Here is a 20,389-nt window from a genome sequence, read left to right on the forward strand (position 1 = left end):
ATGCGCTTGAGCGATTGCCACAATTTCCATGACTTCCGCGAACTGGCGAGGCGCCGGCTTCCGGGGCCGATCTTCGATTACATCGACGGGGGGGCGGACGATGAGGCGACGCTTCGGCAGAACACCGCGAGCTTCGAGCGTTGCGATCTGGTGCCCAATGTCCTGCGCGGCGTGGAGAACGTCGATCTCTCGGTCACCGTGATGGGCCAGAAGCTGGCAACGCCATTCTATTGTTCGCCAACCGCGCTGCAGCGTCTGTTTCATCATCAGGGCGAACGGGCCGTCGCTGCCGCCGCGGCGAAATACGGGACGATGTTTGGCGTGTCCTCGCTCGGTACCGTGAGCCTGGAGGAATTGCGCAAGGCCTACGCTACGCCGCAGGTCTATCAGTTCTATTTTCACCGGGACCGAGGCCTGAACACGGCGATGATGCAGCGCGCCAAGCAGGCCGGCGTCGACGTGATGATGTTGACGGTCGACAGCATCACCGGCGGCAACCGTGAGCGTGACCTGAGGACCGGGTTTTCGATTCCTTTCAGGCTCACGCTCGGCGGCATGCTGCAATTCGCCATCAAGCCGGCATGGGCCATCAACTACGTCACCCATGAGAGCTTCAAGCTGCCGCAGCTCGACGAGCATGTCGATATGAGCGGCGGTGCGATGTCGATCGGGCGTTATTTCACGGAAATGCTCGATCCGGCGATGACTTGGGACGACGTCGCGCAAATGGTCCGGCAGTGGAATGGCCAGTTCTGCCTGAAGGGCGTCATGTCGGTTGATGATGCCAAACGCGCGGTCGAGATCGGCTGCACCGGCATCATTCTGTCCAATCACGGCGGCCGGCAGCTCGACGGCTCGCGGGCGGCGTTCGATCAGCTGGCCGAGATCGTCGATGCCGTGGGCGACCGGATCGATGTGATGATGGACGGCGGCATCAAGCGGGGCAGCCATGTGCTGAAGGCGCTGTCGCTCGGCGCCAAGGCCGTCGGCCTTGGACGCTTCTATCTCTATCCGCTGGCATCGGCCGGCCAGGCCGGAGTCGAGCGGGCGCTTGGTCTGCTGCAGGCGGAGCTGGTGCGGGACATGCGGCTGATGGGATGTTCCTCGATCAGCCAGCTCTCCCGCGCAAACTTGCGGTTCAGATAGCCGCCCGGCCGGCCACATCGGCTCGCAGGCCTGGTAAAGAGATGCCATGCAGCAAATTTGGTCGATCCCGTCAGCGCCGCTGCGCTCTAGGAATCCTGATCGCTGTGCGTGATCTCCAGCGTCACGAGCCGCGCCAGCAGCGTTGCGGGATAGAGCTGGCCGAAGATCGCCTCGAGATTGCATAGGCTGCGTGCGATCGGATGCAGCGGAGCGACGTCGCCATAGCCCGTGGTCGTCAGCGTCATGAAGCTGAAATAGATCAGCTCGTTCGCCAGCGCGGGGCTGTCCTCCATCTTCATCCCGGAAAAGGCCTTCGGCAGCAGCGTGCCGATGAAGGTGTAGAGTGCCGAGAAGATCACGGCAACGGAGAGATAGAGCAAGACGGCGCCGATCACGCGATGATAGGTCACGCGGCCCGGCGCAAATGTCGCACGAGCCACCGTCACGGCCAGGGTGATGCCGACGATCAGCCACGAGCCCGCGAACAGATTGAGGTCGAGGATCGAGGGCGAGCGCAGCCGCAAGATCCCGCCCGTGACGATCATGGCGAGTGCAACCAGCATCGCGGTGACCGCAATTGCGCTGCCCGACATCAGGAATACGCCGCCGACCAGGAACAGCGCGAGAAACAGCTCGAAAATCTGGAATTCGAACAGGCCGAGCGCCTGCAGGGGCGCCACCACGAACATCATCACAAGGATCAGGATGGTGAGCACGGTCAGCAAGGAATCGCCCCAGCGTTCGCGTAGCTCGCCAGTCCTCATCCAACCGCGCTTCATTCCCGCCCCGTCATTCGGCATCGCATCAGCATGCTGGTGCCAGACATTGCTGCGCGGCGGCCGCAAAGGCAAGATGGGGACCGACATCCGGCGCGCCCGGCGATCCAGATCGCCGGCCGGCCGTCTCAGGGGCTCGCGACCTGCTGCAGCGTGTTGAAGCGGGCCTTCTGCTCGCTGCTCAGCATGGCATAGAACTTGTCCAGTGCAGGCTCGATCAAATTCGCGGCCTTCTGCATGGCCTCGAGCCGGTGCTGCATCGCCTCCAGCCGGCCGACTGGCGTCAGCGGCACGTCGTTCGGGCAGGCTGCCTGCAGGTCCGCTATAGCTTTTTTGGTCGCATCGCTCAGGCGGTCGAGCGCTTCCTTCTGCTTGCCCGCCGGATGAAGCGAGGCCTCGATCCTGTTGATCGGCAGTTGGGCCATGTCGGATTTCGAATCGCCGCAATTCCCGGATTGCGCGGTCGTTTGCTGTTGCGGCGACCGCTCGCCGACATGTGGACCGAGCGCATTGAAGCGGGCCTGTTGCTCGTCGCTGAGCGAGCTGTAGAAATTCTCCAGGGCCGGCCGCACGATCTTGATCGTCTCGAGCGTCGCGCTGATGCGGTTTTGCATCGACCGCAAGCGGCCGGTTGGCGTCATGGCATAGCTGTCCGCGCAGGAATCCTTGAAGATATCGGCTGCCTTCGCCGCTGATGTCTTCAACTCGTCGAGTAGCGCGCGCTGCTGCTGGTTCGGCCGTACCGCCCGCGTGATGTCGGCAAGCGGCCAGGCTGTGACGCCCTTGTCCGGCTCTCCGCATAACTGCTTGATTGCCTGCGGACTCGTATCGGCGCGTTGACGGGACCGATCGCGGCCTGCGGTGGCCGGATAGTCGCCAGGGTTGATGCTGGCATAGGCGGAGTAGGGACTGTTGGTGTCCCAGAACACGGTGTCCACGAAGTCGTCATAGGCGTAGGCCCAATAGCCGGGCTCGTAGGCATAGGACCAGAACGTGTAGTCAAAGATGTCCGAATAGGCGTAAGGCAGGAACACCGGGCCAAGCCACGCCACGAACGCCGCGCGGTGGCCGCGTCGCCAGGCATTCCGGGGCGCCCAGCCGCCTTGGCGCACCGCAAGCGCCGCCTGGCTTTGCGCACCTGTCTGGTCGCGGAAGCGTGCGGCAAATCGCTCGCGCTGGGCCGCCTGCGTCGCGGCCGTGGTCGCGGCGGCGGCCCCAACCGTTGTTGCGGCGGACCCAACCGTTGTTGCCGGCGCCAATCGCTGCTGACGGGCAAGGTCGGCTCGCTGTGAGCGCTGCTCGCGCTGCAACAGGCGGCTCTGCGCCTGCAGCGCGCGGTCATGGACGCGTTGCGCGCGTGCGCCTTCGACCTTTTGCGACTGCAATTGCTGCACGCGTTGCTGCAGGCGATCGATCCGGGTCTGCCGCTCCGCGGTCTGGTGCGAGAGCGCGTCACGCTGCCGCTGCTGCGCCGCCTGCTGGCGTTGCTGGATCAATTGCTGATGCTGCTGCGCGCGCTGTTGAACTCGATCCGTCGGTGACGGTCGCTCGCTCAAGCGCGACGGTAAGCTCGGGCGTGATGGCGCGGCAATATGCGGAGCCTGACGCTGCAGCGGGGCCCCACGACGGAATTCGGGTCGATGCGTTGCGATCCGCGGCGCAGCGATATGGGGGGCTTGGCGCACCGACGGTGCGGCGAAATGCGGTGCCGGGCGCGGCGCCATTGCCGGTCGCTGCGGGGCATGGAACGCGGGTACTGCCGGCCGTGCCATCGCCGGTGGCCGAGCCATTGCAGGCGGTCTCGCTATTGCGGGCGGGGCGGCGTGTACCGTCGGCGCGGGACGCGCCATTGCTGGTGGCGCGGCTGGACGTGCCCCGCCGGGGGCTCCAACCTTGTGTGGCTGGGCGGCAGCGCCGCTCGCCGACAGCATCGAGGCACCAACCAAAAGCACAGCAAAACAAATACCGCGGGGACGCATGAGCATGGCTCTCTGTCCATCCCTGCCCACAAGGCTTCAACGCGCAGACGTCGAAATCGTTCTAGTTGGCCACGGCCGGCGCTGCGGTCTTCCGACGCAGGGAACCGTCATGAGACATCCTGCGTGAGGACAGACGCGATCCGCTCCAACGCCCAGTCGACCTGATCGGCCGTGATCACCAGCGGCGGGGCGATGCGAATGGTGTGCTCGTGGGTGTCCTTGGCGAGGATGCCACGCGCCTGCAGCACCGAGCAGTAGCGGCGGGCACCGCCGGCTTCCGGGTGTAATTCGATCGCCAGCATCAGCCCGCGCCCGCGCACCTCGCGGATCACGTTGGCGCGGATGTCCTGCAATCCGGCGAGAAAGCGCGCGCCCTGTTGCGCCGCGTTCTCGATCATCCCTTCCTCGACGAGCACGCGCAGCGCTGCGCGTGCCACCGCACATGCAAGCGGGTTGCCGCCGAAGGTCGAGCCGTGCTGGCCCGGCCGCAGCGTGCCGAGCACGGCGTTGTTGGAGAGCACCGCCGACACCGGATAGAAGCCGCCCGACAGCGCCTTGCCGAGCAGCGTCACGTCGGCCTCTATGCCCTCGTGCTGCTCGGCGAGCAGCTTGCCGGTGCGGCCGAGCCCGGTCTGGATCTCGTCGAGCACGAGCATCACGTTGAGCGCGGTGCACAGCTCGCGCACGCGGGCGAAATAGCCGGGCGGGGGAATGATGACGCCGGCCTCGCCCTGGACCGGCTCGACCAGGAAAGCCGCGGTGTTCGCCGTGATCGCCTGCTCGAGCGCCGCGGCATCGCCGAACGGGATGATTTTGAAGCCCGGCGCGAACGGACCGAAATGGTCGCGGGATCCCGGGTCGGTCGAGAAGCCGACGATGCCGAGCGTGCGTCCGTGAAAATTATTTTCGCAGACGATGATCTCGGCCTGCCCGTCCGGCACGCCCTTGACCTCATAGGCCCATTTGCGCACCGACTTGATCGCGCTCTCCACCGCCTCGGCGCCGCTGTTCATCGGCAGTACCTTGTGCGACCCGGTCAGCTCCGCGAGCTCGCGATAGAAGGGGGCGAGCTGGTCGTTGTGGAAGGCACGCGAGGTCAGCGTCAGTCGATGCGCCTGCTCGATCATTGCTGCCAGGATCTTCGGATGACAGTGGCCCTGGCTCACAGCCGAATAGGCGGAGAGACAGTCGAGGTACCGGTTGCCATCGGTGTCCCAGACCCAGACGCCTTCGCCGCGGGACAGCACCACCCCGATCGGCTCGTAATTGTGGGTGCCGAACTGCGCTTCGGTTGCGAGGAAATCAGTGACCGATGCATTCATCATGCGTCACTCCCGCTGCAGCGCACGAGAGATTACATCAATCCGTGCCTGCAGTTGATTTGGGTATCAGTTCCTCCACAGGGAAGTGGACTTGCCAACCAAATTCGCAGGGGACAATTCATGCGCTGATGCTGCAGGGCACGCTGAGGAAGCCGCGGAAGCGCACCCGGCCGCCGCGCACCGGCGCGCCGTCGAGTGCGTAGTTCGGGAAGCGCGCCAGGAAGCGCGAGATCGCGATGGCGCCTTCGAGGCGCGCCAGCGCCATGCCGGCGCATTGATGCGCGCCGGTCCCGAAGGCGAGGTGGCGGTTCGGCGTGCGTGCGACGTCGAAGCCTTCCGGGTTGGGGAATTGCGCGGGGTCGCGGTTGGCGGCGCCGATGCACAGCGTGACCAGTGTGCCGGGGGGCATCGTGATGCCGCCGAGCTCGGTCTCCTCCACGATCATCCGGTTGCCGAGCTGGTTCGAGCTCTCGTAGCGCAGCATCTCCTCGACAGCGGTCTTGATCAGCTCGGGCTGCCCGATCAGCCGCTGCTTCTCTTCGGGATGTTGGGTGAGCGTCACCAGCCCGTTGCCGATCAGGTTGGTCGTGGTCTCGTGGCCGGCGTTGAGCAGAAAGATGCAGTTGTGCAGCAATTCCTTCGCGGTCAGCCGCTCGCCATTGTCCTCACCCTGGATCAACCGGGTCAGCACGTCGCGTTCGGGATTGCCCGGCTTGGCGCGGCGCCTTTCGACCAGGGTTTCGAGATAGGCGAGGAAATCCTTCACCGCATCGTTGCCGCGGTCGAATGCGTCCTTGGCGATCACCGGCTCCAACGCACCCAAAATCGCCAGCGACCAGTCGCGCAGCGGCTCGCGCTCGTCGTGCGGCACGTCGAGCAGATTGCCGATCACCTCGACCGGGATTGCGGAGGCGAAGTCGCCGATCAGCTCGAAGCGGTCTTTCGCGGCGATCCGGTCGAGCAGGCTGTCGACCAGCGCGATCAGGTCCGGCTCCATGCCGGCGATCGCCCGCGGCGACAAGGCGCCCATGATCAATCGCCGCACGCGGGTGTGCGCCGGCGGGTCGTTGAAGACGAGGCTGGTCGTGTGGTGCTCGTAGAGCAGCGAGTTGCCGTATTTCGGCAAGAACTCCTTCTTCTTGTCGGAGGAGAAGGTCTTGGTGTTCTTGTAGGCGGCGATGAGGTCGTCGTACCGGGTGAGAAAATAGCAGCCGTTCGGCAGCCGCTTGACCGGCGCGTGCTCGCGCAGCGCGCGATAGGTCGGGTAGGGGTTCGCGTAGAAGTCAGGCGTCAGCTTTTCCAGGTCGAAGCCGTCAGCCAGCTCTCGCGCGTGCCCGTTCATGGCGGATATCCAACCCACATTAGTTTCATTTGCAACTATCGTAAGCCGCAGGCGGCGGCGGCGCAACAGAATTTGCGTGCTGGGAATGGCGCGGCGCGCGCCGCGCGATGCGAGTAAATCGCAGAGCCATATGCGGTTTTGCACTTTGATGAAGCGCGCGCGCCCCTCTACAGTCGCGGCTAAATAATAGAGACCGGAAACGCCGATGCATGCCCGAGCCGACACCGCGGCCTCCTGGCCCGAGGAGATCTTTTCGATCTTGCAACGCTTCGAGGTGCGCCAGGTGCCCTATGTGCCGGACGCCGGGCATTCAGAGCTGATCGAGCGCGTGCTGGGTTCGTCCTCGATGCGCGGCATTGCGCTGACCACCGAGGAGGAAGGCGTGGCGCTGCTCGCGGGCGCCTGGGCCGGCGGCCAGCGCGGCGTGCTGCTGATGCAGTCGAGCGGGGTCGGCAACTGCATCAACATGCTGTCGCTGGTGCAGATCTTCCGCTTGCCGTTCCTCACGCTGGTGACGATGCGTGGCGAATGGGGCGAGTTCAATCCCTGGCAGGTGCCGATGGGCTCGAACACCCAAGGGACTCTTGAATTGGCGGGGATCAAGGTGCTGCGCGCATCGCGTCCGGACGAGGTGCGCGAGGTCGTCGAGGCCGGCGCAGCGCAAGCCTACAACGCCTGCACGCCAACTGCCGTGCTGCTGTCGCAGCGCCTGATCGGGGCAAAGGTCTTCACCAAATGAGCAAAGCCAATCTCCTCGACCGCCGCGCCGTGGTTTCCGAACTGCTGAGGGATCGCAAGGGCGCCTTCGCCATCGGCGGCCTCGGTGCCTCGACCTATGACATCGCCGCCGCCGGCGACCACGATCGCAACTTCTATCTCTGGGGCGGCATGGGCGGCGCGGTGATGATCGGGCTCGGCCTCGCGCTGGCCCAGCCGACGCTGCCGGTCGTCGTGATCACCGGTGACGGCGAGATGCTGATGGGGATGGGGAGCTTGGCGACAGTCGCGCTGCAGCAGCCGAAAAACCTCTCGATCATCGTGCTCGACAACGAGGCTTATGGGGAGACCGGCGGCCAGGCCAGCCATACCGGTGGGGCCGCCGATCTCGTGGGTGTTGCCAAAGCCTGCGGAATCGCGGATAGCCGGGCGATCAGCACGATGGCTGAGGTCGAGGCTTTTGCGTCGTCTTTGCAAGATGTTACGGCGGGGCCACGGTTCGCCAGCGCGAAGATCGACGGGGCCAATCTGGAGCGCGTGCTGTCCAGCCGCGACGGCACCTATATCGTCAACCGCATCAGAGGGTCGATCGGACACACTCCGATATAAAGTGACCTTCGCGGTGCAATAGAACCTTGACTTTTGGTAAAGTGAGTGATTACTCACGACCCAAATGTCTACCTTACGCATGACGAGTGACTTGCGGCGTCAGTTGATCCTGAGCGCCGCAAAGCGGTGTTTCGCCCGCAACGGCTTTGCCGGCACCACGACAAAGAGCGTGGCGGCCGCGGCTGCCATTTCGGAAGGGCTGTTGTTCAAGCACTTCCCGTCGAAGGCTGCGCTCTACGCCGAAATCCTTGCCGAGGAGTGCGAGGCGGATCCCGATCTCGCGCATCTGCTCGGCCAGGAGCCCTCCACCGCGACGCTGATCGAACTGGTGCAGGGCATGGTCGGCCACTTCATGCAGCTGCGCGACGCGCCGGATCAGGAAGAGGCGCAACGGATGCGGCTGATGGTGACGAGCCATCTCGACGACGGCGAGTTTGCGCGCCTGCTCTACGACAAGGTGGGCAAGCTGATCGGTCCGACTTTCGCCGCCTCGCTCGAGCGCGCGATCGCCGCCGGCGAAGCGACGCGGATCGGCGACGAGCCGCTCAACCTGTTCTGGTTTGCGCACCATACCGTGCTTATGGGCGCGCTGACGCAGCTGCCTGCGACACCTTGTCTCCCCTATGGGGATGCCGCCGCGGCCGAGCGGCAGCTTTGTCAGTTCATTCTTCGCGGCATCGGACTTACCGAAGCCGCAATTTCAACTCATTTGGGCCGCCAGCCGTCGCCGAGCGCAGGACCGTCGGTAACTGCAGAAAGTGCATGACATGAATATTCAGACCGAAAGCCACATCTCGGGGCAACCGCTCAAGGAGAAGCAAGCCAAGCGCCCCGTCCGCCTGGTGCGTTGGTTCATCATCGTAGGCCTGTTGCTGGCCCTGCTGGTCGGCGCGCTGGTCGGCTTCAACGCCTTCCGCAGCCACATGATCGCGCAGTTCTTCGCCAACAATAAGCCGCCGCCGTCGAACGTCTCGATCGCCGAGGCGAAGACCGAGGTGATTCCGAATCTGCTGACCGCCGTTGGCGATCTCGTCGCCGTGCACCAGGTCAATGTCACGACCGACGTGCCGGGCCGCATCACCGAGATCCTGTTCACCGCCGGCAGCCATGTGAAGGCGGGCACGCCGCTGGTGCAGTTGTTCGACGCACCGGAGCAGGGCGACCTCGCCAGCTTCAAGGCGCAGGCGACCGTGGGCGAGCAGCAGCTCGACCGCGCCAAGCAGCTCGCGTCGCGCCAGTTCGGGCCGCAGTCCACCGTCGATACGGCGCAGGCGACCTACGACCAGGCCAAGGCGGGCATCGCCAAGACCGAAGCGCTGATCTCCCAGAAGCTGGTGCGCGCGCCGTTCGAAGGCGATCTCGGCGTTCGCCAGGTCGAAGTCGGCCAGTATCTGACGGCCGGCACGCAGATCGTGTCGCTGACGGATTTGTCGGTGCTGTACGCCAACCTGACCGTGACCGAGAAGCAGAGCTCGCAGATCAAGGTCGGCCAGGCCGTGCGGGTCGCGGTCGACGCCTATCCGGGCCGCACCTTCGAGGGCAAGATCACCACCATCGAGCCGCAGATCGCGACCGAGACCCGCAACATCCGGGTGCAGGCGACGATCCAGAATCCGGAAAGCATCCTCAAGCCCGGCATGTTCGCGACCACCACGATCGTGCTGCCCGAGAAGCCGCCGGTCGTGACCATTCCCGAAACCGCCGTCGACTACACGCTGTACGGCGACTCGGTGTTCCTGATCACCGAGAAGAAGGGTGAGGACGGCAAGACCAGCCTGACCGCGGACCGCACCTTCGTGAAGACGGGCAACCGTGTCGAAGGCCGCGTCCAAATCCTCAAGGGCCTGAAGGCCGGGGACAGGGTCGTGGCCGTCGGCCAGATCAAGCTGCAATCGGGCATGGCTGTTGCGATCTCGAACGATCCGCAGCCGCCGGTTCCGGCTGAGCCGCCGCGCTACTAATCCCGATCATGAAACCCGGAGGGCCGGTTGGCCCTCCGCCACATGTTGCCGCAACCGGCAGACAACACGAATCGAGTTGGCGATGGCCTTCACTGATATTTTCATCAAGCGCCCGGTGCTGTCGGTCGTGGTCAGCCTGCTGATCCTCTTGATCGGCTTGCGCGCGGCGATGGTGCTGCCGATCCGGCAATATCCGAACCTGTCGAATACCGTCGTGACAATCACGACGTCATATCCCGGCGCGTCGCCCGAGCTGATCAACGGCTTCATCACCACGCCGATCGAGCAGGCCGTCGCTTCGGCTGAAGGCGTCGACTACATGACGTCGAACTCGGTGCTCGGCACCTCGACGATCCAGGTCTACGTCAAGCTCAATCACGATCCGAACCAGGCGCTGACCGAGGTGCTCGCCAAGGTCAACTCGGTCAAATATCTGATCCCGAAGGAAGCCTTCGATCCCGTCGTGAGCAAGGCGACCGGCGACACCATCGCCGTGATGTATCTCGGCTTCTCCAGCGAAGAGCTGACCGGATCGGCGATCTCGGACTATCTGACCCGCGTCGTGCAGCCGGTGCTCTCGACGGTCGACGGCGTCGCTTCGGCCGACATTTTGGGCGGACAAACCTTTGCGATGCGTGTCTGGCTCGATCCGAACCGGATGGCCGGACGCGGCGTGTCGCCCAACGACGTTGCGGCTGCGATCGCCGCCAACAACTTCCAGGCGGCCGCCGGCCAGACCAAGGGCTTCTTCATCGTCTCGAACGTCTCGGCCAATACCGACCTTCAGAACATCGATCAGTTCAAGCGAATGATCGTGAAGGCGAAGGATGGCGGCTTTGTGCGCATCGAGGACATCGCGACGGTGGAGCTCGCGGCGCAGAGCACGGATGCCAGCGTCGCCTTCAACGGCGAGCATGCGATCTTCATCGGCATCAAGGCGACGCCGCAAGGCAACCCGCTGACCCTGGTGAAGGGCGTCCGCGCGCTGTTCCCCGATCTCGAGCGCAACCTGCCGCCATCGATGAAGATGAAGGTGGCCTACGACTCCACCAAGTTCATCCAATCGTCGATCGACGAGGTCGAGAAGACGCTGACCGAAGCGGTCCTGATCGTCGTTGTCGTCATCTTCCTGTTCCTGGCCTCGCTGCGGTCGGTGATCATCCCCGTCGTCACCATTCCGCTGTCGCTGATCGGCGTCTGCATCCTGATGCTGGCTGCGGGCTTCAGCTTCAACCTGCTGACGCTGCTGGCGATGGTGCTGGCGATCGGCCTCGTGGTCGACGACGCCATCGTGGTGGTGGAGAACATCCATCGACATCTCGAGGAGGGCCTGCCACCAGTGCAGGCATCGCTGAAAGGTGCGCGCGAGATCGTGGGCCCGGTCGTCTCGATGACGATCACGCTCGCGGCGGTGTACGCGCCGATCGGCTTCCTCGGCGGCGTCACCGGCACGCTGTTCCGCGAATTCGCCTTCACGCTGGCCGGCTCGGTGATCGTGTCGGGCGTGATCGCGCTGACGCTGTCGCCGATGATGTGCTCGGTGTTCCTGAAGAGCGCGGAAGAGGGGCGTTTCGCCAGGCTGGTCAATCGCGTGTTCGGCGCGTTGACCCGCGCCTATGGCCGCCAGCTCGACCGTTCGCTCGACTACCGTCCGATCACGGCGCTGTTCGCCGTGACCATCCTCGGTCTGGTCGGCTTCCTCTATATGCACATCCAGAAGGAGCTGGCGCCGCAGGAAGACCAGGGCATCGTGTTCGCGGTGACCAAGGCGCCGAAATACGCCAACATCGACTACATCGATTTCTACGGCGACAAGATGGACAAGGAGTTCCAGAAGTTCCCCGAGACCGACCTGCGGTTCATCCTGAACGGCATCACCGGTCCGCAGGGCGGCTTCGCCGGCATGCTGCTCAAGCCGTGGGATGAGCGCAAGCGCTCGGCCCAGGCGCTGCAGCCGCTGGTGCAGGCCGAGCTGTCGAAGATCGAGGGCGTCAGCGCATTCGCGTTCAGCCTGCCGCCGTTGCCCGGCGGTCCCGGCGGTCTGCCGGTGCAGATGGTGATCTCCTCGACGGCCGGATTCCAGCAGGTGTTCGACCAGATGAGCAAGCTGAAGGATGCTGCGCGCAAGAGCGGCCTGTTCATCGTCACCGACAGTGACCTCGACTTCAACCAGCCGGTGGTCCGGGTGAAGGTCGATCGCTCCAAGGCGAGCGACCTCGGCATCACCATGCAGTCGATCGGTGGTGCGCTGGCGACGCTGCTGGGCGGCAACTACGTCAACCGCTTCAACCTCGAAGGACGCTCCTATCAGGTGATCCCGCAGGTGCCGCGCGCCAGCCGGCTCGCACCGGAATCGTTCGACAACTACTACGTCCCGACCACGACCGGGCAGCTGGTGCGGCTGTCGACCGTGGTTACGGTCGAGACCGGCGTCGATCCGAACGCGCTGACCCACTACAACCAGCTCAACTCGTCGACCTTCCAGGCCGTGCCGATGCCCGGCGTCTCGATGGGGCAGGCGGTGGAGTTCCTGCAGGGTGAAGCCAAGAAGCTGCCGTCCGGCTTCAGCTACGACTTCCTGGCCGACTCCCGGCAGTACGTCCACGAAGGCAACCAGCTGCTGGTTACCTTCGCGTTCGCCATCATCATCATCTTCCTGGTGCTGGCGGCGCAGTTCGAGAGCTTGCGCGATCCCTTCGTGATCATGATCAGTGTGCCGATGGCGATCGTCGGCGCCTTGATCCCGCTGTTCTTCGGCGTCGCCACCATGAACATCTACACCCAGGTCGGCCTGCTGACGCTGGTCGGACTGATCACCAAGCACGGCATCCTGATGGTGGAGTTCGCCAACGAACTGCAGCTCAAGGAGGGACTGGACCGCCGTTCGGCGATCGAGATGTCGGCCCGGATTCGTCTGCGTCCGATTCTGATGACGACGGCGGCCATGGTCACCGGCCTGCTGCCGCTGCTCACCGCCTCGGGCGCCGGTGCCGCCAGCCGCTTCTCGATCGGGCTTGTCGTCGTCACCGGCATGACGATCGGCACGCTGTTCACGCTGTTCGTGCTGCCGATGGTCTACACGGTGATCGCGACCGACCACCAGGCCGCGGCACGGTCCGAGCGTGCCAAGCAGATCGCCGATTACGAACTCGAAGGCCGCGGCGGCGCACTGAAACCGACCTGAGCCCTCCAAGCTCATGCTCGCAGGAAAGGCGGCACTGGCGAAAGCCACTGCCGCCTTTTCTTTGCCCCGCGAACGCCTTGCCGATGGGCGTGCCGAACACTGCTTGGCTTGACGCGTTTTCTTGACCCGAACCGGGAGACCAATTCGCTCGAAAGCGCTATGCTCCTCACAAGATCTGGAGGAAACGGGCATGGCGAGCGAATTCGCGGCGGGCAATTACCGGTTCATTCCGGCCGTGTTCCAATATTCAAGCGGTGCGCAGGCGAACGCCCGCTATGAGATCGAGCGGGTGCGCTTCGATCGCCTGGTGCCGCTTGCGGAAGGTCTTGCGCGCATTGCGGCCTACATCAAGGACGCCGGCCGACCGCTGACCTCGTTCTGCGCCTGCGAACTGCGTTCGCCGGCCGCCTTTACCGAGGACGGCTTCCGCGCCTTCAACCAGCACTACGTCAAGACGCTCGCCGAATGGGGCCTGTTCGACGGCACCATCAATCCGGTGGCGCGCAGCAATGTCTGTCCCGAGATCGATCCGCCGGCCGAGCCGTCGTTCCATGCGTTCTCGTTCACGCGGCCGAGCGCGAGCACCTCGCCGTCCTTCGTGATCGCGGGTGGCGCCGAAGCCCGCAGTGGCACTGCCAGCTACCCCGACCGCATCGTTTGCTACCGCGATCTCAGCCCCGGCGCATGGCGGGAGAAGGTCCGCTTCACCACCGGCGAGATGGAGCGCCGTCTTGCTGAGTTCAGCTTCGGCTGGGAGGAGACGACAGCGGTGCAGGCCTACACCGTGCACGACATCCATCCCGTGATCGTCGACGAGCTGGTCCGCCGCGGCGCGACGCGCTCCGGCCTGACCTGGCACTTCTGCCGTCCGCCGGTGGTCGATCTCGAATATGAGATGGATTGCCGGCGGGTGCTAAGGGAAGTGGTGATTTAGCTTCCGCCCTCATTGCGAGGAGCGCACGCGATGCGAGAATGCGAAGCTGTATCCCATCCACAACCGTCATCGCCCGGCTCGACCGGGCGATCCAGTACGCCGCGGCCCATCGGTTCAATCACCGCCGTCTCTGGAATACTGGATCACCCGCATGCGCGGGTGATGACACCGAGCTAGCTGTTTGACAGTTGAATCAGACGACCAATACTCACCGCGCCTTCGGATCGAGCGCGTCGCGCAGGCCGTCGCCGACCAGGTTGAACGACAGCACGACCAGGAAGATCGCAAGCCCCGGCCAGACCGCCATCCATGGCGCGCTGGTCAGGAAGCGCTGCGCGGCGTTGAGCATGCTGCCCCAGGACGGTGCCGGCGGCTGCTGGCCGAGGCCGAGGAAGGACAGTGCGGCCTCGGCGATGATCGCGGCCGCGATCGACAGCGTGGCCTGCACCAAGAGAGCCGGCAGGATGTTGGGCAGGATGTGAACCAGCGCGATGCGCCAGCGCGGATTTCCCATGGCGCGCGCGGCCTCGACATAGTCCTCGACCTTGACGCTCATCACCTGGCCGCGGGTCAGGCGGATGAAGATCGGGGTCGCCGAGACGCCGATCGCGATCATCGCATTGCCGAGGCTCGGCCCGAGAAAGGCGGCGAGCGCGATCGCCAGGATCAGGAACGGGCAGGCCAGCATCGCATCGGTGATGCGGCTGATCAGCGCGTCGATGAAGCCGCCGCGATAGCCGGCGAGCAGTCCAAGCGGCACGCCGATCGCAAGCGCGATGCTGACCGAGATGACGCCGGCAAGCAGCGAGGCACGGGCGCCGAACACGACGCGCACGAGCACGTCGCGGCCGAGCTCATCGGTGCCGAACCAGTGCTGCATCGACGGCGCCTTGCGGACCAGCGACCAGCTCGTCGCGATCGGATCATAGGGCACGATCAGCGGCGCGAAGACGGCGAGCAGAACAAAGAGCGCGATCACGGCGAGCCCGAGCACGGCACCCTTGCGCCGGATCAGCCGCCGCCCGGCGCGCCGTGCCGGGCTCTCCAGCGTCTCGGCGGCGGCAAGCGAAGCTGATGTAATGAGCACGGCGTCGGTCATCCGATCAGCCCCTCAGCCGCGGGTTGACGAGGATGTAGGCGATGTCGGCGATCAGGTTGAGCGTGATGTAGATCGTCGCCGTGGTCAGCACCACGCCCTGCACGACCGCATAGTCGCGGTTGAACACGGCATCGACGATCAGCTTGCCGAAGCCCGGGATCGAGAAGATCTGCTCGGTGAGAACCGCACCCGACAGCAGCGTGCCAAGCTCGAGCGCGCCGAGCGTGATGATCGGCGTCAGCGCGTTGCGCATCGCATGCTTGAGGATCACCGTGCGCTCGGACAGGCCCTTGGCGCGCGCGGTGCGGACATAGTCGCTCTCGAGCACCTGCAGCATCGCGCTTCGGGTGTGCCGCATCAGGATCGCGGCGATCGCATTGCCGAGCACGAAGGCCGGCATGACGGATGCGGCGAGGCTCGCGCGCCAGTTTTCGCTCAGCGGCACGTAACCGGAGGCCGGCAGCCAACCAAGTTCGACGGAGAACAGGAAGATCAGCATGATGCCGAGCCAGAAATTCGGCGTCGAGATACCCCATAGCGCGAACAGATTGGCGCCGTAATCCCAGGCGGTGCCTTTCTTCACCGCCGAGATGATGCCGGCAGGAATGCCGATCAGGAAGGCGACCACGATCGCCATGCTGGCGATTTGCATCGTGACCGGCAGCTTCTGCGCGATCAGGCTCGACACCGGCATCTTGTTGCGCAGGGACTCGCCGAAGTCGCCCATCAGCACGCCCTTGACCCAATAGGCATATTGCACCGGGATCGATCGATCCAGGTGGTACTGCTGGCGGATCTGTTCGATGACGGCGCGGATCGCGCTCCTCGCCGGCCATCACAAGTGCCGGATCGCCGGGCAGCAAATGTTGCAGCGAGAAGATCAGGAGCGAGACGAAGAACAGCGTCGGGATCAGCTGACCCAGCCGTTTGGCGAGGAAGTTCAGCATCGGCAGCCCCGCGTGCCCTGCGCTGTGGCGATCATTTCAATTTCAGCCCGACCACGCGCACCAATCCATCCGGCATCTGCCGGTAACCCTCGACCTTGGTGGTGTGCGCGATCAGGAGTGTGCGGTGATAGATGTAGATGATCGGCTCGTCATTGAGCACGATCTTGGTCATCTTCTCGTAGATCGCCTTGCGCTGGACAGGGTCGTTGATCAGCCGCGCATCTTCCATCAGTCTGTCAGCTTCCGCGTTGGAATAGCCGCCGTCGTTCTGCGGCGCCTTGGTGTGCAGGAAGACATAGGAATTGCCGTCAGGATCGATCCGGCCGCTCCAGTTGATCTGAAACACCTGAAATTCGCCGGCTTGGGCTTGCTTGAAAGTCGTCGCAAATTCGACCACGCGGATCTTGATGTCGAAGCCCGCTTCGGCCGCCATCGACTGCACGACCTGGGCCACGGCTTCGTTCTCGGCCCCTTTGGGGACCATGTAGTCGATGGCGACGGGCAGCGTGACGCCGGCCTCCTTCAGCAGCGCCTTGGCCTTGGCAATATCGCGTCCCCGAACCGGAAACGCCTTCTGATAGTAAGGATGTACCGGGCTGACCCATTGATTGCCCGGCGTGAATTCGCCGTTGAAGACGACCTGGTTGAGCGCCTCGCGATCGATTGACAGGTCGAGCGCCTGGCGCACTTTTTCCGACTGGCTGAGCGACCCCTTGCTCTTGTCGTTGCCGATGTTGATGGTGAGGCCGAGATAGCCGAGTTCGGGGGCGGTCGACAGCACCAGCCGCTTGTCGGCGCGGACGTCCTTGATGTCGGTTGCGAGCACGCGCTCGATCAGATCGAGCCCGCCGGATTTCAGATTGGCGAGCCGCACCGTGGCGTCGACGATAGGAAGGAACACGATGCGATCGATGAAGACGTTGTCCTTGTTCCAGTAATCGGCAAATTTCTCGAACACCATGCGGTCCTGCTGCACGCGTTCGACGAACTTGTAGGGACCGGCGCAGACCGGATGCAGCCCGAATTTGTCGCCCGCCTCCTTGACCGCCTTCGGCGAGACCATCATGCCGGCGCGGTCGGTCAACTGGGCGATCAGCGGCGAGTAGGGCGTCTTGAGTACCAGTTTGATAGTCAGGGGATCGACGACGTCGACATGGTCGAGCGCGGCCAGTTCCGGTTTGCGAAACGAGGTCGGCAGCGTCAGATGGCGCTCCAGCGAGAATTTGGCGGCTTCGGCGTCGAACGGCTCACCGTCGTGGAACTTGACGCCCGGACGGAGCTTGATCGTCATCTCCTTGCCGTCAGCCGAGTTCTCGTAGGACAGCGCGAGTTGCGGAACGATATTCAGCTTCTCGTCAATGTCGAACAGCTTGTCGCAGAAGGCCGAAAAGACGATGCGGCCGACATAGGTGCGTCCGATTGAAGGATCGAGGATGTCGGGATCCTCGGCGAGCCCGATGCGAAGTGTGGTCTCGGCACGCGCGCTCGTTCCGCACCAGGTCACGAGTGCTGCCATCAGGACCGCCAAGCGCCAAAATCTCATCGCCAACCCCTTAATCCCCTGCGCATTTGTTCCTTACGAAACAACCCCGGGCCGCCCCGGGGCTTCCGCCGTATTGAACGCCGCCACCAGCTTTTCCAGTGTCGGTGAGAACCCGCCATCGGACGGCACGATCGCCTCCGCGCCGGGCAGCTCGCCCGTTCGGTGACAGGCCGTTGCATATCCGGTGCCATCTTCGCGCAACTGCGGCACTTCGCTGCGGCAGCGCGTGATCACATAGGGGCAGCGGGTATGGAAGCGGCAGCCCGAGGGTGGATTGAGCGCGCTCGGCAGCTCGCCCTCCAGCACGATGCGGCTGCGCCTGGCACGCGGCTTCGGCACCGGGATCGCCGACAACAGCGCGCGGCTGTAGGGATGGCGCGGCGCGGCGAACAGCGCTTGCGCCTCCGCGGTCTCGACGATGGTGCCGAGATTCATCACGGCCACGCGGTCGGCGATATGTTTGACGACGGCCAGATCGTGCGAGACGAAGATGTAGGCGAGCTTCAGGCGATCCTGCAGGTCGCGCAGCAAGTTCAATATCTGCGAGCGGATCGAGACATCGAGCGCCGACACCGGCTCGTCGCAGACGATCAGCTTCGGCTCGACCGCGAGCGCACGGGCAATCGCGATGCGCTGGCGCTGGCCGCCGGAGAATTCGTGCGGATAGCGGCGGGCGAAGCGCGGCTCGAGCCCGACCAGACGCAACAGCTCCTCGACCCGCTCACGGCGTCCCGCCGCCGGGACGAGATTGTGCAGTGCCAGCGGCTCGGTCAGGATCTGGCTCACCGTCATGCGCGGGTTGAGCGAGGCGTAGGGGTCCTGGAAGATCAGCTGCGCGTCGCGGCGGAACGCGCGCAATTGCTCGGCATTGAGCGCGCCGAGGTCGCGACCTTCGAAGCGGATCCGTCCGGCGTCCGGCTCGATCAGCCGCAGCACCAGGCGGCTGACGGTTGATTTGCCGCAGCCGGATTCGCCGACCAGCGCCAGCGTCTTGCCGGCCTCGACCGTGAAGCTGACGCCGTCGACCGCCTTCACATAAGCGGTCGGCCGGCCGAACACCGAGCGTTCGGCGACGAAATGCTTCACCAGCCCTTCGACCTCGAGCAGCGCGGTCATGATACCAGCCGCTCCAAGGGCGCGCGGATGCAGCGCGAGGCGTGGGTCGCGCTCAGCAGCGCGAGTGGCGGCGGCGAGCGGGTGCAGGCATCCTCCACGAACGGGCAGCGCGCGGCAAAGCGGCATCCAACCGGCGGATTCGCCATGTTCGGCACCATGCCCTCGATGGTGGCGAGATGACTGGTGCGGCGGTCGAGCCGCGGGATCGAGCCGAGCAGGCCGACCGTGTAGGGATGCTGCGGATTGGCAAACAGCTCGTCGACGGGGGCGCGCTCGACGATCTCACCGGCATACATCACCGCGACCTCGTCGCAGACTTCGGCGACGACGCCGAGATCGTGGGTGATCAGGATGATCGCCGCTCCGCTCGCGGCCTTCAGCTCGCGCATCAGATCGAGGATCTGGGCTTGCAGCGTGACGTCAAGCGCGGTGGTCGGCTCGTCGGCGATCAGCAGCTGCGGATCGCAGGCCAGCGCCATCGCGATCATCACGCGCTGGCGCATGCCGCCGGAGAGCTTGTGCGGATATTCGTCGATGCGCTTCTCGGGCGAGGAGATATGCACGCGGCGCAGCAGCTCGATGGTGCGCTCGCGCGCCGCGCGCCGCGAGCCGCCACGGTGGCGCAAAATGGTCTCTGCGATCTGGTCGCCGATGGTGAAGCTCGGGTTGAGCGAAGTCATCGGCTCCTGGAAGATCATCGCGAGGCGATTGCCGCGCAGGTCGCGCAGGGTCGCATCCGGCACGTCGAGCAGGTCGAAGCCGTCGAAGCGGATCGCGCCGGAGACCGTGGCCGACTGCTTCGGCAACAGCCCCATGATCGCAAGTGAGGTCACGCTCTTGCCGCAGCCGGACTCGCCGACCAGGCCGAGCGTGGCACCGTTGGCTACCGAAAGGTCCACGCTGTCGACGGCATGCGTCATGCGGCCGTCGTCGCCATGGAAGGTGACGCGCAGGCCCTCGATCTCGATCAGCGGCCCGGCGGTCATTTGCGGCTCTTCGATGCCGCTGCGATGCCGGCGTCGATCTTGGTGCGGTCGCTGGTTCCGGCCGGGTTGTCGCGGGTCGGCATGAAGCTCCGGAACGGCACCCAGTGTTCGCGGCTGACCGCTTCCAGCCGCTCCAACTCGCGCAAGGGATCGGCGTGGTCGTCGACCCGCAGGTCGAGCAACGGCCATTGCTCGGTTCCGTGGATCAGAAGGGCGGCCGATTGCTTGCCGCGCTTGTCGCCGCCGGCCGCCTCGCCGGCGAACATCGCCTTGATCAGCCGCTCCGCGAACGGCAGCTTCTCGTTCGCGGCATAGACGCGCGCGGTCTCGTCGAGTACGGCGGGCCCGGCCAGCATATTGCCGGCGATCGAGAAGCCGTCGCCGGCGATATGACCGAACCAGTCGATGCAATCCTTGCCCGAATGGGCGGCGATCCGGCCCTTGCTGTCCATGACATGCACCTGCCGGCTCTCGCGGCCGCCGTCAGACGCGAGCAGCGCCGCGATCGTCTCGTGCGGGCTCTTGCCGTCGCGCAGCAGCACGAGGCCCTCGATGCCGTAATAGGGATTGACCAGCGCCTGCGTCGCAATGGCGCCGATCCCCGGTGCAATGTGCGGCACGAGGGCGCCGACCGCGAAGAACCGCGTCGCGACGGCGATGCCGAGCTGGCCGGTGGCGCTGTCGCGGGCGATGATCGACCAGGTCATCTGATGTCTCTTCTCCCTCTC

General features: G+C 64.8%; 17 protein-coding genes and 1 pseudogene. 8 read left to right on the forward strand and 10 right to left on the reverse strand.

Translation table 11 applies throughout. From position 1 onward, the window contains the following. A complete protein-coding gene (locus HU230_RS04575; RefSeq protein WP_176532719.1) occupies nt 1–1,146 on the forward strand; it encodes an alpha-hydroxy acid oxidase in 1,146 nt (381 codons plus the stop codon). 86 nt (nt 1,147–1,232) lie between these two features. Here HU230_RS04575 and HU230_RS04580 read toward each other — a convergent pair whose 3' ends face one another. Together HU230_RS04580 and HU230_RS04585 are read right to left on the reverse strand one after the other, a co-directional pair. Next, nucleotides 1,233–1,910, reverse strand: coding sequence for a potassium channel family protein (locus HU230_RS04580; protein WP_224942983.1), 678 nt, complete (start codon nt 1,908–1,910; stop codon nt 1,233–1,235). Between the two features lie 140 nt (nt 1,911–2,050). After that, nucleotides 2,051–3,232, reverse strand: coding sequence for a Spy/CpxP family protein refolding chaperone (locus HU230_RS04585; RefSeq protein ID WP_224942986.1), 1,182 nt, complete (start codon nt 3,230–3,232; stop codon nt 2,051–2,053). Between the two features lie 30 nt (nt 3,233–3,262). Between HU230_RS04585 and HU230_RS04590 the strand changes: the two genes are divergently transcribed. Further along, nucleotides 3,263–3,463, forward strand: a complete 201-nt coding sequence (locus HU230_RS04590) for a hypothetical protein (RefSeq protein ID WP_224942989.1) — start codon at nt 3,263–3,265, stop codon at nt 3,461–3,463. Nucleotides 3,464–4,008: 545 nt separating this feature from the next. On the opposite strand, the gene rocD is transcribed toward HU230_RS04590, so the two are convergent. Both rocD and HU230_RS04600 read right to left on the reverse strand, forming a co-directional pair. Next, on the reverse strand, nt 4,009–5,223 hold the full coding sequence (gene rocD, locus HU230_RS04595; RefSeq protein WP_176535144.1) for an ornithine--oxo-acid transaminase: 1,215 nt from the start codon (nt 5,221–5,223) through the stop codon (nt 4,009–4,011). 118 nt (nt 5,224–5,341) lie between these two features. Further along, nucleotides 5,342–6,565, reverse strand: a complete 1,224-nt coding sequence (locus HU230_RS04600; protein ID WP_176532717.1) for a cytochrome P450 — start codon at nt 6,563–6,565, stop codon at nt 5,342–5,344. Nucleotides 6,566–6,770: 205 nt separating this feature from the next. Between HU230_RS04600 and HU230_RS04605 the strand changes: the two genes are divergently transcribed. The 6 genes from HU230_RS04605 (at nt 6,771) to cnbZ (ending at nt 13,970) form a co-directional block, all read left to right on the forward strand. Continuing rightward, entirely contained in the window at nt 6,771–7,304 is a 534-nt protein-coding gene (locus tag HU230_RS04605) for a thiamine pyrophosphate-binding protein (RefSeq protein WP_176532716.1), read from the forward strand. Further along, entirely contained in the window at nt 7,301–7,891 is a 591-nt protein-coding gene (locus HU230_RS04610) for a thiamine pyrophosphate-dependent enzyme (RefSeq protein WP_176532715.1), read from the forward strand. Before HU230_RS04605 ends, HU230_RS04610 begins: the two co-directional genes overlap by 4 nt. 64 nt (nt 7,892–7,955) lie before the next feature. After that, entirely contained in the window at nt 7,956–8,657 is a 702-nt protein-coding gene (locus HU230_RS04615; RefSeq protein ID WP_173641598.1) for a TetR/AcrR family transcriptional regulator, read from the forward strand. 1 nt (nt 8,658) lies between these two features. Continuing rightward, nucleotides 8,659–9,852: an efflux RND transporter periplasmic adaptor subunit gene (locus tag HU230_RS04620; RefSeq protein WP_176532714.1), complete on the forward strand. Its 1,194-nt coding sequence runs from the start codon at nt 8,659–8,661 to the stop codon at nt 9,850–9,852. 82 nt (nt 9,853–9,934) lie between these two features. Beyond that, a complete protein-coding gene (locus HU230_RS04625) occupies nt 9,935–13,036 on the forward strand; it encodes a multidrug efflux RND transporter permease subunit (RefSeq protein ID WP_176532713.1) in 3,102 nt (1,033 codons plus the stop codon). A 190-nt stretch (nt 13,037–13,226) separates the two neighbouring features. Then, the gene (gene cnbZ, locus HU230_RS04630) at nt 13,227–13,970 is read left to right on the forward strand and encodes a 2-amino-5-chloromuconate deaminase CnbZ (protein ID WP_176532712.1); all 744 of its coding nucleotides are present in this window, start codon (nt 13,227–13,229) and stop codon (nt 13,968–13,970) included. Between the two features lie 208 nt (nt 13,971–14,178). Here the strand turns inward: cnbZ and HU230_RS04635 are convergent, their stop codons facing one another. The 6 genes and pseudogenes from HU230_RS04635 to HU230_RS04660 all read right to left on the reverse strand — a co-directional run bounded on the left by HU230_RS04635 (nt 14,179) and on the right by HU230_RS04660 (nt 20,368). Beyond that, complete coding sequence (locus HU230_RS04635; RefSeq protein ID WP_176532711.1) at nt 14,179–15,069, reverse strand: ABC transporter permease; 891 nt, start codon at nt 15,067–15,069, stop codon at nt 14,179–14,181. Between the two features lie 4 nt (nt 15,070–15,073). After that, nucleotides 15,074–16,016, reverse strand: a pseudogene (locus HU230_RS04640) (ABC transporter permease). Nucleotides 16,017–16,047: 31 nt separating this feature from the next. Then, the gene (locus HU230_RS04645; protein ID WP_176532710.1) at nt 16,048–17,559 is read right to left on the reverse strand and encodes an ABC transporter substrate-binding protein; all 1,512 of its coding nucleotides are present in this window, start codon (nt 17,557–17,559) and stop codon (nt 16,048–16,050) included. A gap of 33 nt (nt 17,560–17,592) precedes the next feature. Continuing rightward, the gene (locus HU230_RS04650) at nt 17,593–18,675 is read right to left on the reverse strand and encodes an ABC transporter ATP-binding protein (protein WP_176532709.1); all 1,083 of its coding nucleotides are present in this window, start codon (nt 18,673–18,675) and stop codon (nt 17,593–17,595) included. Next, nucleotides 18,672–19,661, reverse strand: a complete 990-nt coding sequence (locus HU230_RS04655) for an ABC transporter ATP-binding protein (RefSeq protein WP_176532708.1) — start codon at nt 19,659–19,661, stop codon at nt 18,672–18,674. Before HU230_RS04655 ends, HU230_RS04650 begins: the two co-directional genes overlap by 4 nt. After that, nucleotides 19,658–20,368, reverse strand: coding sequence for a DUF1028 domain-containing protein (locus tag HU230_RS04660; RefSeq protein ID WP_176532707.1), 711 nt, complete (start codon nt 20,366–20,368; stop codon nt 19,658–19,660). Before HU230_RS04660 ends, HU230_RS04655 begins: the two co-directional genes overlap by 4 nt. Nucleotides 20,369–20,389 lie beyond the last annotated feature (21 nt).

The organism is Bradyrhizobium quebecense, from assembly GCF_013373795.3.
Taxonomy (GTDB): Bacteria; Pseudomonadota; Alphaproteobacteria; order Rhizobiales; family Xanthobacteraceae; genus Bradyrhizobium; species Bradyrhizobium quebecense.